Here is a 14,062-nt window from a genome sequence, read left to right as displayed (position 1 = left end):
CGCTGGCCGCGCTGTACAATCCCCCGGGCGGGGGGTTGTACAACCCCACTACACGGCGGGTAATCATTACGGAAGAGGGTTTGGCGTATCGCGATCACGCGATGGCCATTCGCATGGCCATTGCCGAATCAGAGCAAGCAATGAGCAGGGCCCAGGCCGAACCGACGGGGAGTCTCACCCTGACGGCCTCCGTCAGTTTCGGCGAACTGCACGTTGCCCCGCTCGTTGCAAGCTACTTGAAGCTTCATCCGCGCGTGGACATGCAGTTGCTTCTGCTGGACCGTGTCGTCAATCTCATCGAAGAAGGCGTCGACTTGGCAGTTCGTATTGCGCCACTGATCGACTCTTCGCTCGTTGCACGCCATATCACGGATGTGCGGCAGGTCGTTGCTGCGAGCCCTTCGCTGCTCGCCGCTCAGGGCACCCCAGACAATCCAAGAGATTTGGCCGGCCGGTGTTGCATCTTTTTCGGCGGCTTCGGCGATGCAGCAGTTTGGGACTTCGTGGTGAACGGGCGGCCCATGCGGGTGAAGGTCGGGGGGCGAATGACATGCAACACCGTGGGCGCCAACTTGGCTTCCTGTATTGCGGGTCAGGGATTCGGGCGCTTCTTGCACTATCAGGTGCAAGAAGCTTTCGAGCGCGGCCAACTCGTTCCGGTGCTTCAAGACCACGAGCCACCAACGCGGCCCCTCTCCTTGGTCTATCCGCGCAACCGTCATGGTTTGCCACGAATGTCAACCATGGTGGAACATCTCTATTCAGGACTTCGCGAACGTCTAGGGTATCCAAGAAATGGGCGTCATCAGCCGTCGTGCGTTGCGAAAGTCAGCTGACCTAAACAGGACACCGTTCGCATGAGCACGCGGCGCGCCTCTCTTACGGGGCCGAGGCATCATGCGATCACCGCTGATGCCGCGCGGCCTGAGTAGCCAAAGCCACCCGCCTCATGAGGCGGAGTTTTCTGTCTCCTGGGGCTACTCAGAGTTACTGGAGATTGGAATGCTCACATCCGAAACCTCGCGGACTACCGCCGCTTCTTCCTTGCCAGGGGTCCTCCATCCGGTCGTTCAACCTGGCCGCCGCTGTCGTTTGGGATAGCGAGTGAGTGCTGGGGTCCCCGCGTTTCTGACAGTGATCTCTAGTTTGACCAGAACTTGCAGCATCGACCGCGGCCATATGCAGCCATCACGTGGTTGAGTTTGGCCGAGGCCTCCCGGGATGTTGGCGCGACGTGTCAGGTAAGCTGTAGCCGGGAAACTTGATAGCAAGCCCTACGTCCGACACATAAGGACGGATACTTGGCAAGAATTTGTGTTCGATGTTGGGAGAAGCATGGCGCGCATCCGTCGGCTTGAAATCCGCAATTTTCGCTCGATCAAGACACTCGATTGGGCTCCCTCTGCAGGCATCAACTGCCTTATCGGCCCCGGTGACGGTGGCAAGTCGACCATTCTGGACGCTATCGACCTATGCCTAGGCGCGCGGCGCAACGTGGGAATCGCCGACACGGACTTCTATGGGCTTGTCGTCACGGAGCCCATCCTCATCGCTGTGACCCTGGGGGGCCTATCTGACGAGCTGTTGAGTCTGGAGACCTACGGCGAGTTTCTGCGGGGGCACGACGCAGCGACAGGGCATATCGAGCCCGAACCCAGAGCTGACATCGAGACGGCGTTGACGCTACGCCTGGAGGTTGGCGCAGACCTGGAACCGGCGTGGATGCTGTACTCAGATAGAGCACAAGAGCAGGGGCTGGAGCGTGGCCTCGCCTGGAAGCATCGCGCCGCGCTGGCCCCCGCGCGCATCGGCAATTACGGCAGCAGTCATTTGTCTTGGAGCCGGAGCTCCGTGCTCAACAGATTGACTGACGAGCGTCCCGATCTGGGTGCCGAGTTAGCTCGTGCAGCGCGGGACGCGAGGACAGGGTTCGGCAACCAGGCCAGTGTTCAATTGGCAGAAACCCTTCAGGTCGTGACGCGTACCGCCACGGCGCTGGGTGTGCCGGTGGGCCAAGCCCAGGCCATGCTGGACGCGCATGCGGTCTCTATCGGCGATGGTGCGATCGCGCTGCACAGCCAGACCGGCATCCCGCTGCGCTCACTGGGGACGGGATCCGCGCGCCTGCTCGTGGCCGGCCTGCAGCGCGAGGCCGCTCAGGCGGCCACTATTGCGCTTGTGGACGAGGTCGAATTTGGCCTGGAGCCCCACCGGCTTAAGCGCCTGCTGGATTCCTTGGGAGCCAAGGACGCGAACCTGCCCCTTCAGGTGTTCATGACAACGCACTCGCCCGTTGCGGTGCGCGAGCTCTCCGGAAACCAGCTGTTCATCGTCAGGTGCGAAGGCGATCGCCATGTGGTCCGCCCCGCAGGCGTGACCGATGAGGTGCAAAGCATCCTGCGCACGGATCCGGAAGCCTTTCTGGCGAAATCCATCCTGGTCTGCGAAGGGGCCAGCGAGATCGGACTCGCGCGAGGGCTCGACCAGTTTGGCGCGGAGGACAACAATCACACGTCCTTCTTCTCCCTCGGCGGTGCGTACGTCAACGCGGGCGGCAGCACGCCGGACCTGTGCCTGCAGAAGGCGCTTGTCTTGCGCCGGTTGGGCTACAACGTGACTGCGTTTATCGATGCGGACAAGGCGCCCGGGCCCGCGCTTCTTGCGACGCTTGCCGCCGAGGGCGTTGGCCTGCTCACTTGGCGAGCAGGCCGCGCGTTGGAGGACGAACTGTTCATGTGCATGACGGACGCAGTAATCGATGCTCTGCTGCACTACGCAATCGAACGTATCGGCCGTGACGACGTGGCCGAGCACATTCGGTCCAAGTCCGAAGGCCAGTGGACTCTCGAAGCCATTGAGGCTGAAAGAGCAGCGCAGGGCATCTATCCGGCGGCGACACGTGAGCTCTTGGGCCGTGCAGCTCGGGTCAGCAAGAACGGCTGGTTCAAGTCCGTATCTGCCTATCAGCATGTCGGCCGCAGGATCGTCGGACCACATCTGCGGAACGCGGAACCAGGATTCGTCGATGTGATGAATCGGCTGTGGGCATGGACCCATGCCGCCTGAACTCGACCTGCTTGCAGTCGCTCGCGGGTCGGTCACTGCGCCGGCGGGTTGCGGTAAGACGCAGCTCATCGCCGATACACTGGCCGCTCACACGGGCAGCAAGCCCATCTTGGTCTTGACCCACACCAATGCCGGTGTCGCGGCATTGCGGGCTCGCATGGCAAGGGCGGCTATCCTCAGCTCGACCTACCGAATCTCGACGATCGACGGGTTCGCGATGAGGCTTGCAGGGAAGTTTCCGCTGCGCAGTGGCCTTCCTGCTCAAGCGCTGGAACTTGCCAATCCGGGCCAAGACTATCCCGCAATTCGAGAAGCAGCGGCCAACCTGCTGCAGGCCGGACACATCAACGCGCCACTGCGGGCCACGTATGCAAGGCTCCTGGTCGACGAATACCAGGACTGCAATGCAGCGCAACACCGACTGGTAGCCTGGGCTGCGGAAATCCTGCCAACGTGCGTGCTCGGCGACCCCATGCAGGCGATTTTTGGGTTCGGTGGCAATCGCTTGGTCAACTGGCAAGCCGATGTCGAGACGCAGTTTCCTTCGGTCGGCATGCTGCAGACTCCTTGGCGGTGGCGGCAGGCTGGGGCCGAGGAACTGGGGCAATGGCTGCTGAACACGCGCACGTTGCTTCAAGCCGACCAGTCTGTGGAACTGCGGGGAGCGCCAGCTGCAGTCCAATGGGTGCAATTGGACGCGGCGACGGCCGAAGAGCAGCGCCGGGCCGCAGCGAGGACGCGCGGGCATAACGCGCAGGACAGCGTGCTCATCATCGGCGACGCGATGAATGTCCGCGGGCGCTACCAGTTGACCAGCCAGACACCCGGTGCGACGGTTGTCGAGCGCGTCGACCTTGTCGAGTTCGTCCAATTCGCACGAACATTTGACCCCGCGGGCGCCAATCCGCTGGAACAAGTAGTCGAGTTCGCCGCGAGCCTAATGACCGGCGTCGGTGCAGCTGCGCTACTGCAACGTGTGCAGGTTCTCCTGCATGGAAGGCCTCGCAATCCCCCGACGCCCATCGAAGCTGCAGCTGTTGCATTCGCGCGAGATCCCAGCATTGCTGGGGCCTCTCGCCTGTTGCAGGCGTTCACCCGACAGCCCGGGACGCATGTTTACCGTCCCGAAGTTCTGCGCTGCTGTCAGGCTGCGATGCATGTAGCCGCTCCTGGCACTTGCTCCTTGTACGCTGCAGCACTCCAAGCGCGCGAGCGTCAGCGTCACATGAGCCGGCCGGTTGCGCGACGGGCCGTCGGTAGCACACTCTTGCTCAAAGGACTCGAGGCGGATGTGGCGGTCGTGCTCGAGCCGCAGGCCATGACTGCCCAACACCTCTATGTTGCGCTGACTCGAGGTGCGCGCCAGGTTGTTGTGTGCTCATCCACCAGCACACTGACGCCGCGCGCGGCCGGTTGATATCGTGACACCAACTTGTTGCGTGGACGCATGGACAGCGGGGCGCTACAGGGCAAAGTTGAACGCCTGCTTTCGGCTCACGATTTGAGTAGGCTGTAGAACCGCTGTGGTCGTCATGTGTTGAATTCCACCGATCTCTGACCCGAGGTCAATTTTCGGTGGCAATCAACAAGGGGGGCCACCCTCTCGTGAAGGATGCGCTGTCTCGATGGCTTGCCAGGGGAGGTGCGCGCCGTCTGGGCGGCTCGGTCCGGCTTGTCGAATCAAGTCGCTCGCCCGTTCGTGCAGTCCACGATCCATGATTGAACCGCGCTCTCTGACCATGCCGCGGTGCGCTGTCCGGTTTTCACCGATCGCGGGAAGGTGCCCCTGCGCATTTGTTCGTAGATGGCTGACCTGCGCAGGCCGGTGAGGCGCTCGACTTCAGGCAGTCTCAGAAGCCTGTCGGGGAAGCGCCTGATTGTCTGGGGCGGCCGCATCGTTGAGTCGGAGCAGAGGAGCGTGAGCGCCTCCTGCAGCAGACGAGCCGCCTGCAGGGCTCGTTGAGTGATGGGGTCGGCGGCGACGAACGCGCTCGATTCATGGTTGGTTTGGGCTCGCATGGGCTTTGCCTTTCGGTTCTTCCGCAGCGTGTCTAATGCCGTTGCGGGACGTCCGTAGGTTGCCAGGGTTGTCTGTTGAGACCGACTCGCTTTAGCGATGCGAGGCGTACCGGAGCGGAGGAGTGCGAATCGAAAAGGGCGTTCAGCACATGGTAAATATCGTGCCCTCTGACCAATGTGGGTGTTGGGCCGATACCTTCAATTTCCTTCCTTCTTCCTTTGCAGCAGAAATGCCTTGCGCTCGGCTCGTGCTTCGGCGACTTGCTTCAGTTCGGCATAGGACTTTGCGTGGAGAACCGCTCCGCTGGGGTTCTTCACGTTCGGGTTCACGACCACGGCGAAGTAGGTGGGCGGCGATTTGGTTCCTGCATCGCGGAAAATCTGTACCCGCATGCCGCTGTGCACATACTCTTCGACGACCTGATCATGGTCCGAGGGTTCCGAGTGCGGAATCTGTGCCTTCACATGACGCGCTCCATCTTCCCCAGCGATCGGGTAGACGGTCAGCTCCAAAACCCGGGCATTCAAGCCCACCTGAATTGCCGATCGCAGTGCGGCCTTGGTTGCGTCAGCACCCTGATCCGCGAGCGGCTTCATTTCGATGAGAACGTGTGCAAGGATTCGGCGGTTTTCGGCCATGTCGGGTTCCGATCGTTTCTGCGAAGGTTGGTGATGTGGTCTGGGGCGGCGCCTCACGCCGGCCACCAAAGCGGCCGTTCCGGCTGCGCCGCTTCGGCACGCAATGCGTCGGCCAGTTCATGCAGCGGGTCCTTGAGGCTGCTTCGCACGAGTGCGATCCATATGCGCAATGCGTCATCCTCGGGTTGATCACGGGCGATCCCCTCCAGGCGTGACAGCACGTCCAGAGCACTGTGATAGGTCGCCAGGGACTGGCCGACCGCGACGGCGCGAGGCAGCTGATTCGCCCGCGCTTCCCGGCGCTGCGCATGCGCCTGCTCTGCGGCCATCGCGATGTCGTGTGCCCGGGCTGCTTCCCGCTCCTGCTGTCGTCGGATGGCGGCTTCTTCGGCCAGCAGCTTGGACCTGAGTGCTTCGGCTTCCGGGAATGCGATCAGGGCGCGCGTGATCTCCGGGAGTTGCTGCTCCAGCTGTTCGCGGCTGCCTGTCCACTGGCGGGCGATGACGTGCCAGTCTCTCTCCAGCTTCAGCTTGTAGCTGTCGAGGGGCTTGTACTCATCTCGATGAAAGAGGAAATCCTGGCGCTTGGGTTGCGCAATCTTCTCCACCTGTTCGGAGAAGTTCAGCCTGATGGCGCCGCCCGCGCGCCGGATCTCAACCGTGTTCGATGCGTCTCCCCGGCCAGCGATGACCTGGCAGCCTCCGGCGATCAGTCCCCGGATGAGCGCTTCGTGGAAACGCAGAATCCAGTCGATGTGGGCCAGGGTCGCGGTGATGCGCAGGCAACCGCTGCCGGCGACGTACCGGCCCGAAGACATCTTGTGGCTCGACATGCCGCCGAAGAAGGGCTTGCGCAGTCGCCTGGCTTCTTCCGCCTGCACCGCCAACTTCGCCTCATCGCGCTCGATGGACTGGAAGAAGCGAGCGGTCTTCGCCACCAGCGGGTGGCAATGGTCGAGTGAGGGCGGTACCTCGATGGGCTGCAGCACAATGGCGTCCCTGGCCCGGGAAAACGCTTGCTGGACCTGCTGAATCCTCATGGCGTCGGAGGAGCGGGCCGCCGTGGTGTCTTTCTCCGGCAGGTGGATTTCGTGATCGACGTCGGAAGGCGGCAGCGGGGCCTGCACACAGATCTTGCCGGCCGCGAGACGGGTCCAATAGCCAACTGGTGGAACAGGGATGTTGTATCGGCGGCAGAGCTTGGAGAGTCCGACATCGGACAGGCCGAGATTCGGCCCCAGATGGCGAAGCGGTGTCTGCCAGACCAAGGCATACAGTTCGGATCGTTTCACGCACATCTCCATCGTCAGACAAAACGAAGGCTCCCGGCCAAACCGATGAGCGTCGCCGAGCCGTCGCCGGCGGGTGGGCTGTTGACGCAGACGCTCAAGAGCACACTGGCGCTGGCGGAGCTGCCGGCGCTTGATCACCCGACCATGGCCGGGGCCGAAGATCCTGTTGTTTGCGGAACTCGGGCTGCCCTTATTCGCGAAGTCCCCACTCTCCGGCGGGACGCACGGCCAGTTTCGGCTTCGACCTTCGCGTGGCGAACGGCATAGTCGAGCAGGTCTACCACCTGCTGGGGTCGCTCACGCCGGCCATGGGCGTGGAAGGCCACGAGGTAGAAACAGGCCGCCAATATCAATGGCATCCACAGGTACATGTTGCTGTCGTACTTGAGCAATGTCGACGCCGCCATGGCTGACGCCGTCAATGCGGGGAACAGGCCGAGCTTTCGCAAGTCGCCTGTGAGCAGGCCGACCCGCCCATCGAAGATGTCCCATCGGTGGCGGTACTGCAGCAGCGCATATTCCAGCGTCGCCTTGTCGTAGCTGCCGAACTGGGTCAGGAAGTCTGCATCGGCCTGAATGTCGAGCTTGATGCGCGCGAGCAGCCCGGGAAACCGTTGCCTGCGATGACGCCAGAGCAGATGCCCCACATTGAAGGTGGCGGTCAGCAGATAAGCCAGTCCAAACAGGAGCATGACGGTATAGAGCGGGGAGACGCTGGCAGCGAGCTTTTGCGAGGGCCATGCGTGCCGCCCCCATGCGGCACTCAGCAGTAGTGCCATGGTGGCCAAGTAGCCGCAGAGGATCGCCTTTTCCAGGCGACGCATTTGCGCAGAGGGCTGAAACGCGCTGTCTTCGCGCTGAACCAGCGTCATTTCCTGCAGCAACGAGAACAGTGGATCGAGAGAGTCGGGCTTGAGCATCGATTTTGAGTGGGCGAATCAGTTCGTCGAAATATCCGGCGAATGTCATTCTGGCTGACGCAGGGCGTCTCCGGCCGTGGCGGTGATGGCCGGCCGCGCTGTCGTGCTTGCGCATCGAGCCACCCCTGGCGTCTCGCCCCTCTGGGCTTCCATCGTTCCCTCGCGCCGCTCGGCTGACGCCTTCGGCCCGGTTCGCTGATCCGGGCCTGCGCGCTTCGCTTGCGTGGTGTCGGCGACGAAGGCGGCCATTGCCTGTCCAGCCATCTTTCCTTCCCTCATCACCTTGTCCGCGACCGTAGCGCGCGCCGGGTCGCCGTCAAGGCGCGCCAGGCCGTGTCCTCGCCTTCGGCTGCGGGCCGCACCACCCTTGGCGCTTCTTCCTTGACGGCGACCCGGCACGCGCTCCTGTGGCCGCGGGCGATGAACTCAGGAAAGACGGTGGCAACGAGGCCTACCGGGTTCTTCGTGCCGACCCCACCGGAAGACCCGAAGAGGGCTCCGAATCTAGGAATCCGGTGAGGCTGTTTTCAACAGCCAACTTCGTCAGGAGAAAGACCATGCAACTTGCATCCCGTTTCGCGAACCACTCGCCGGTGCTGCGCTCGGAAAATCCCTTGTCGGATGCCCGATCGAGCTTGCCAAGGAGACCGGCAAGGCCTGGATTGGAGCCAGCGGACGCGACCGCGCTTCCACTACGTTGTCGAGATGAAGCCCGAGCCCGGCTGGGGTCTCGAACTGTTGCGCTGGTACGACCGGGGGCACCTGCCCGCGCTGGCTGCGGCGCGGGGCTGCATACGCGCCCAGCGCTTCTGGAACAACGATGACGAGCTGGAGCGATCGCGTGCGGCCTTATTTCATGAAGCCCGTGCGCACCATGTTTGCGCTGGTGGCCTCCGCAGGGCCGTAGCTACGGCGCGGCGGATCAATCCAGCGCGAACTGGCGCTGTTCCTTCGGCGCAATGCCGGCCTGACGCACGACTTCGCGCCAGCGCGCCAGGTCCGACTTCATCCGCAGCGCGAGTGCGTCGGGGCTGCCGGGCTCGACCAGCGCGCCTTGGCTCTCGAAGCGCCGGACGACGTCCGGATCGGCCAGCACCTCGTTCAGCGCCTGATTGAGGTGCGAGACGACCGCGGCGGGCGTGCCCGCCGGCGCAAACAGTCCATACCATTGGACGACATCCACCCCAGTGACACCCAGCTCCGAAAGTGTCGGCACGTCCGGCAGGGCGGCGAGGCGTTTCGAGCCCGCCACGGCCAGGGCCCACAACTGGGCTGCGCGGATGAACGGATAGGCCGTGAACAGGCTCGGGAACATGATCTGCGAGCGGCCCTGCACCGTCTCCGCGATCGCAGGCGCGGCACCCTCGCAGGTCGTGCTGGCCATCGAAGTGCCGCTGCTGAGCTGAAAGAGCTCGGCCGCGAAATGCGGCGGCGTGCCGTCGCCGGCGGAGGCGTAGCTCAGGCTGCGGGGTGTCGTCTTCAGCCGCTCGATCAGTTGCTGCACTTGCGGTATGCCCGCGTCCGGATGGGCGACCATCAGGGTCGAGGAAGAGCCCACGAGCCCTACCGGCTCGAAATCGGCGGCCGGATCGTAGGCCAGCTTCTGCAGCGCGGGGTTCATCGCGTGGGTGCCGACATAGCCGAACATCAGCGTGTGGCCGTCCGGCGTTGCCCTGGCCACGTACTCGCTCGCGATGGCACCGTTGGCTCCGGCGCGGTTGTCGACCAGGATTGTTGATTTCCATCCAGAAGTGACCCAGTTGACGGTGTGATTTCCATCTAAAACTGACCCACGTAGTAACCCTAACCTGCTGCTTTTAGCGGCAGGAGCACAGGAGTGATTGACGTGGCGACACTGAGTGTCATCAGACGTTGGGCATTGCGTGAGCAACTGCCCATCCGAGAGATAGCCCGGCGCACGGGCTTGTCTCGCAACACCATCCGCAAGTACCTTCGCGAGGGCGAGGCGGCGCCCAGCTACGCGAAGCGCATCAGCCCGAGCAAGCTCGACGCCTTCGCCGAGAAGCTCAGCGGCTGGCTCAAGAGCGAAGTCTCCAAGCCTCGCAAGCAGCGCCGCACGCTCAAGCAGATGCACGCCGATCTGGCGGCGCTGGGCTACGAGGGGTCGTACAACCGCGTGGCCGCATTCGCACGCGCGTGGCACGCGCAACGTCACGCGGTCCAGCAGACCACCGGGCGCGGCACCTTCGTGCCCCTGGCCTTCAGCCCCGGCGAGGCATTCCAGTTCGACTGGAGCGAGGACTGGGCGGTCATCGCCGGCGAGCGCACCAAGCTGCAGGTGGCGCACTTCAAGCTCAGCCACAGCCGCGCGTTCATCGTGCGCGCCTACCTGCTGCAGACCCACGAGATGCTGTTCGATGCACACAACCGGGCCTTCGAGGTGCTCGGCGGCGTGCCGCGACGGGGCATCTACGACAACATGAAGACGGCCGTGGACAAGGTGCGCCGCGGCAAGGAGCGCGATGTCAACGCGCGCTTCAGCGCCATGGTCAGCCACTACCTGTTCGAGGCCGAGTTCTGTAACCCGGCCTCGGGCTGGGAGAAGGGCCAGGTGGAGAAGAACGTGCGCGACGCCCGCCACCGACTGTGGCAGCCCGTGCCGGCGTTCGCCACGCTGGCGCTGCTCAACGACTGGCTGGAGAGTCGCTGCAAGGCGCTGTGGGGGGAGATCGTCCACGGCAAGCTGCCCGGCACGGTGGCGGATGTATGGGCGCAGGAGCGGCCCTTGCTCATGCCTGTGCCACGGCCCTTCGACGGCTTCGTGGAACACACCAAACGCGTCTCTCCGACCTGCCTGGTGCACTTCGAGCGCAACCGCTACAGCGTACCGGCCTCGTATGCGAACCGCCCTGTAAGCCTGCGGGTGTACGCTGCCCGGCTGGTCGTCGCGGCCGAGGGGCAGGTGATCTGTGAGCACGAGCGGGTGTTCGAGCCGGGGCATCGCCACGGTGGTCATACCGTCTACGACTGGCGCCACTACCTGGCGGTAGTGCAGCGCAAGCCGGGGGCGCTGAGGAACGGCGCGCCCTTCAGCGACCTTCCGCAGGGCTTCCGTCGCCTGCAGGCGGTGCTGCTGAAGCAGCCAGGCGGGGACCGCGAGATGGTGGAGATCCTGGCGCTGGTGTTGCACCATGACGAGCAGGCGGTGCTGACCGCAGTCGAGCTGTCCCTGGAAGCTGGCGTGGCCAGCAAGACCCATGTGCTGAACGTGCTGCACCGGTTGCTGGACGCCAAGCCCGTGGCGCCTGCGCCGGTCACGGCGCCACAGGCGCTGCGCCTTGTGACCGAGCCGAAGGCCGACGTGCGGCGCTACGACACCCTCAGAGGCCGCGCAAGCGCTGCCAACACGATGATCACCCGGGAGGTGCGCCATGCGACATGATCCAGCGAGCGGGGCCATCGTGATCATGCTGCGCGAGCTCAAGATGCACGGCATGGCGCAGGCCGTGGCGGAGCTGGCCGAACAGGGATCGCCCGCCTTCGAGGCGGCCCAACCGATGCTCTCGCAATTGCTCAAGGCGGAGATGGCTGAGCGGGAGGTGCGTACGGTGGCCTATCAATTGAAGCTCGCGCGCTTACCCGTCTACCGCGACCTCGCAGGCTTCGACTTCGCCCACAGCGAGGTCAATGAAGCCCTGGTGCGCCAGTTGCATCGGTGTGAATTCATGGACGATGCACAGAACGTGGTCCTCGTGGGAGGACCGGGCACAGGCAAGTCCCACCTTGCTACGGCCTTGGGCGTGCAAGCCATCGAGCATCACCGTTGCCGCATACGCTTCTTCTCTACGGTCGATCTGGTCAACGCGCTGGAGCGGGAGAAGGCCAGTGACAATTCCGGGCGCATCGCGCACAGGCTGATGCATATGGACATGGTGGTGCTCGATGAATTGGGCTACCTGCCGTTCAGTGCTTCAGGTGGTGCGCTGCTGTTCCATTTACTGTCCAAACTCTACGAGCGCACGAGCGTGGTGATCACCACGAACCTGAGCTTCAGCGAGTGGGCCAGTGTGTTCGGCGATGCGAAGATGACCACTGCATTGCTGGATCGGCTTACGCATCGCTGCCATATCCTGGAAACTGGAAACGACAGCTTCCGGTTCAAGCACAGCACGGCGCAATCCGTTCAGCAAGTCCAACCCAAGAAGGAGAAAACCAAGAACTTATCCACATCGTGAGCCACCAGGCTCACAAAGAGGGTGGGTCAATATTCGATGGAAATGCCGGGTCAGGATTCCATGGAAATCAACAGACCAGGATCTCCTGGCCGAGCAGCGGCCCGAGCTTCGCCGCGATGATGCGGGCCATCGTGTCGTTGCCGCCGCCTGCGCGCGTGGGCACGATGATCGTCAGCGCCTTGCGCGGGAACCGGGAAGTGCTCGCGGCCTGCGCCTGCGGCCGCGAGAACACGTAGTCGGGCAGGTACATCTCGCCCTGCATGATCTTGCGCGCCGTGCGCAGGAGCGCGGCGCGATCCACCGCGGCGGTGTCGCCGGTGCCCTTGAGCTCGACCTCGATGTCGATCTGCCCCGCCGGATGCAGCACGACCAGCCTGTGGGTTCCGGCGGCGCGCGCGACGCCGCTGGCGACCGTTCCCGGCAGCGCGAAGGCGCTCGCCACGCCGATTGCGCCCGTCACCGCATGCGAGGCGTGGCACTTGCGCGGCGTGAAGTAGCGCGAGGTGATGCTGTCGTCCGTATCGCCCGCGCTCACGAGCACCGGCTTTGGCACGACGCTGTCAGACACGTCGCCCAGGCCCATCCTGCGGCCCGCCTCCAGTCGCAGCGTCTCGAGGCGCTCGAGCAGTCCGATGTTGGCGTCGAGCGCGGCGGGCTTCTCGCGCCCGGTGAGGCCCAGGTCGCTGGCGCGCACGATCATCAACGGCATGGCGGCGTCGATGCAGGTCACCTCCACGCCGTCGATCGTGTCGATGCGCCTGCCGGTCGGGAAGACCTGGCCCGTGACCGCGCCCCAGGCGTCCAGAAAGTTCAGCAGGATCGGCGCCGCCGTGCCCGCCACCCCGTCGATGCGCGCATCGCCTTCGTACGTCACGCGACCGCCAGGGGTGTGCACCGTCACGTCGATGCGCGAGCCGGTGTTGACGTTGTGCACGCGAACGAGGGTGGTGCCGTTCCTGGCCGGCACCAGGCCCTGCTCGATCGCGAAAGGCGCGACGCCCGATAGCATGTTGCCGCAGTTCGGCCGCGTGTCCACTGAGCGATGCCCGACGCCCACCTGCGCGAACAGGTAGTCGACGTCGCACTCAGGCCGCGACGAACGCGAGACGATGGCCACCTTGCTGTTCAGGGTGCTTCCGCCGCCCACGCCGTCGAGCTGGAGCGGGTCGGAGGCGCCTATCGCGCCGATGAGCGCCTGGTCGCGCGCCTCGTCGCCGTCCGGCAGCCATTCGCGCAGGAAGAACGGCCCGCGCGAGGTGCCGGCGCGCATCAGCACGCAGGGAATCGATCTGTTCATGTTCAGTCCGCGCTCAATCCGCGCTGATCCTGGCGGCCTGGACCACCTTCTTCCACTTGACCTGCTCCTGCGCCACGTAGGCGCGCATCTGCTCGGGGGTCATGGTCGAGACCTCGGCGCCGTGATCCTCCAGCCGCTTGATCACGCTCTTGTCCGCGAGCACTTCGTTGAGCACCTTGTTGAGCTGCGCGACGATGGGTGCGGGCGTTTTCGCCGGCGCGAAGATGCCGTACCACTGCGAGACGTCGACATCCGCGATGCCCTGCTCCTGCAGCGTGGGAACGTCGGGCATGAGCGCTGAGCGCTTCGTGCCGGCCACGCCCAGGGCCTTGAGCTTGCCGGCCTTGACGTAGGGCACCGCCGTGAAGAGGCTCGGGAACATCACCTGGGTCTGTCCGGCGAGGGTGTCGGTGATGGCCGGTGCCGAGCCCTTGTAGGGCACGTGCAGCATGCTGGTGCCGGTCGAGAGCTTGAACATCTCGGCCGCGAAGTGCGGCGCGGTGCCGTTGCCGGCCGAGGCGTAGCTCGTCTTGTCCGGCGCGGTCTTGAGCAGGGCCACGAGTTCCTTCGCGCTGGCCGCCTTGACCGAGGGGTTGACCACCATCACCGTGGCCGATGAGCCCAGCATGCCGA

Annotated in this window: 12 protein-coding genes; 5 read left to right on the top strand and 7 right to left on the bottom strand. The window is 64.2% G+C overall.

What is annotated here, in order from left to right:
- The 3 genes from ACCD11_RS27700 to ACCD11_RS27690 all read left to right on the top strand — a co-directional run.
- On the top strand, positions 1-836 hold an 836-nt coding region (locus ACCD11_RS27700; protein WP_413316277.1), incomplete at its 5' end, for a LysR substrate-binding domain-containing protein.
- 499 nt (positions 837-1,335) lie between these two features.
- Positions 1,336-3,066: an ATP-dependent nuclease gene (locus ACCD11_RS27695; protein WP_413316275.1), complete on the top strand. Its 1,731-nt coding sequence runs from the start codon at positions 1,336-1,338 to the stop codon at positions 3,064-3,066.
- Positions 3,056-4,483 carry a UvrD-helicase domain-containing protein gene (locus tag ACCD11_RS27690; protein ID WP_413316273.1) on the top strand — a complete coding sequence of 476 codons (1,428 nt, stop codon included), beginning with the start codon at positions 3,056-3,058 and terminating at the stop codon, positions 4,481-4,483. The genes ACCD11_RS27695 and ACCD11_RS27690 overlap by 11 nt, the downstream gene beginning before the upstream one ends.
- A 263-nt stretch (positions 4,484-4,746) precedes the next feature.
- Here ACCD11_RS27690 and ACCD11_RS27685 read toward each other — a convergent pair whose 3' ends face one another.
- From ACCD11_RS27685 to ACCD11_RS27665, 5 genes are all read right to left on the bottom strand, one after another.
- On the bottom strand, positions 4,747-5,085 hold the full coding sequence (locus tag ACCD11_RS27685; protein ID WP_413316271.1) for a helix-turn-helix transcriptional regulator: 339 nt from the start codon (positions 5,083-5,085) through the stop codon (positions 4,747-4,749).
- Between the two features lie 198 nt (positions 5,086-5,283).
- Positions 5,284-5,724 carry a hypothetical protein gene (locus ACCD11_RS27680; protein ID WP_413316269.1) on the bottom strand — a complete coding sequence of 147 codons (441 nt, stop codon included), beginning with the start codon at positions 5,722-5,724 and terminating at the stop codon, positions 5,284-5,286.
- Positions 5,725-5,777: 53 nt separating this feature from the next.
- Positions 5,778-7,016, bottom strand: coding sequence for a hypothetical protein (locus tag ACCD11_RS27675; RefSeq protein WP_413316267.1), 1,239 nt, complete (start codon positions 7,014-7,016; stop codon positions 5,778-5,780).
- A gap of 134 nt (positions 7,017-7,150) precedes the next feature.
- Positions 7,151-7,936, bottom strand: a complete 786-nt coding sequence (locus ACCD11_RS27670; RefSeq protein WP_413316265.1) for a hypothetical protein — start codon at positions 7,934-7,936, stop codon at positions 7,151-7,153.
- A 922-nt stretch (positions 7,937-8,858) separates the two neighbouring features.
- Positions 8,859-9,827: a Bug family tripartite tricarboxylate transporter substrate binding protein gene (locus tag ACCD11_RS27665; RefSeq protein ID WP_413316263.1), complete on the bottom strand. Its 969-nt coding sequence runs from the start codon at positions 9,825-9,827 to the stop codon at positions 8,859-8,861.
- Here ACCD11_RS27665 and istA point away from each other — a divergent pair.
- Both istA and istB read left to right on the top strand, forming a co-directional pair.
- Positions 9,774-11,339, top strand: a complete 1,566-nt coding sequence (istA, locus tag ACCD11_RS27660; RefSeq protein WP_413316261.1) for an IS21 family transposase — start codon at positions 9,774-9,776, stop codon at positions 11,337-11,339. The two genes, ACCD11_RS27665 and istA, sit on opposite strands and share 54 nt — an antisense overlap.
- Positions 11,329-12,132: an IS21-like element helper ATPase IstB gene (istB, locus tag ACCD11_RS27655; protein ID WP_369659754.1), complete on the top strand. Its 804-nt coding sequence runs from the start codon at positions 11,329-11,331 to the stop codon at positions 12,130-12,132. Before istA ends, istB begins: the two co-directional genes overlap by 11 nt.
- Before the next feature lie 67 nt (positions 12,133-12,199).
- Here istB and ACCD11_RS27650 read toward each other — a convergent pair whose 3' ends face one another.
- Both ACCD11_RS27650 and ACCD11_RS27645 read right to left on the bottom strand, forming a co-directional pair.
- On the bottom strand, positions 12,200-13,429 hold the full coding sequence (locus ACCD11_RS27650) for a 4-oxalomesaconate tautomerase (RefSeq protein WP_413316259.1): 1,230 nt from the start codon (positions 13,427-13,429) through the stop codon (positions 12,200-12,202).
- A gap of 13 nt (positions 13,430-13,442) precedes the next feature.
- Positions 13,443-14,062 (bottom strand): tripartite tricarboxylate transporter substrate-binding protein (locus tag ACCD11_RS27645; protein ID WP_413316257.1); only part of this gene is annotated, 620 nt, incomplete at its 5' end.

The sequence above is a fragment of the Variovorax sp. Varisp36 genome, assembly GCF_047304235.1.
Lineage (GTDB): Bacteria > Pseudomonadota > Gammaproteobacteria > Burkholderiales > Burkholderiaceae_C > Variovorax.
The sequence above is the reverse complement of the archived record's forward strand: the minus strand, read 5'-3'. Positions and strand labels throughout refer to the sequence as shown.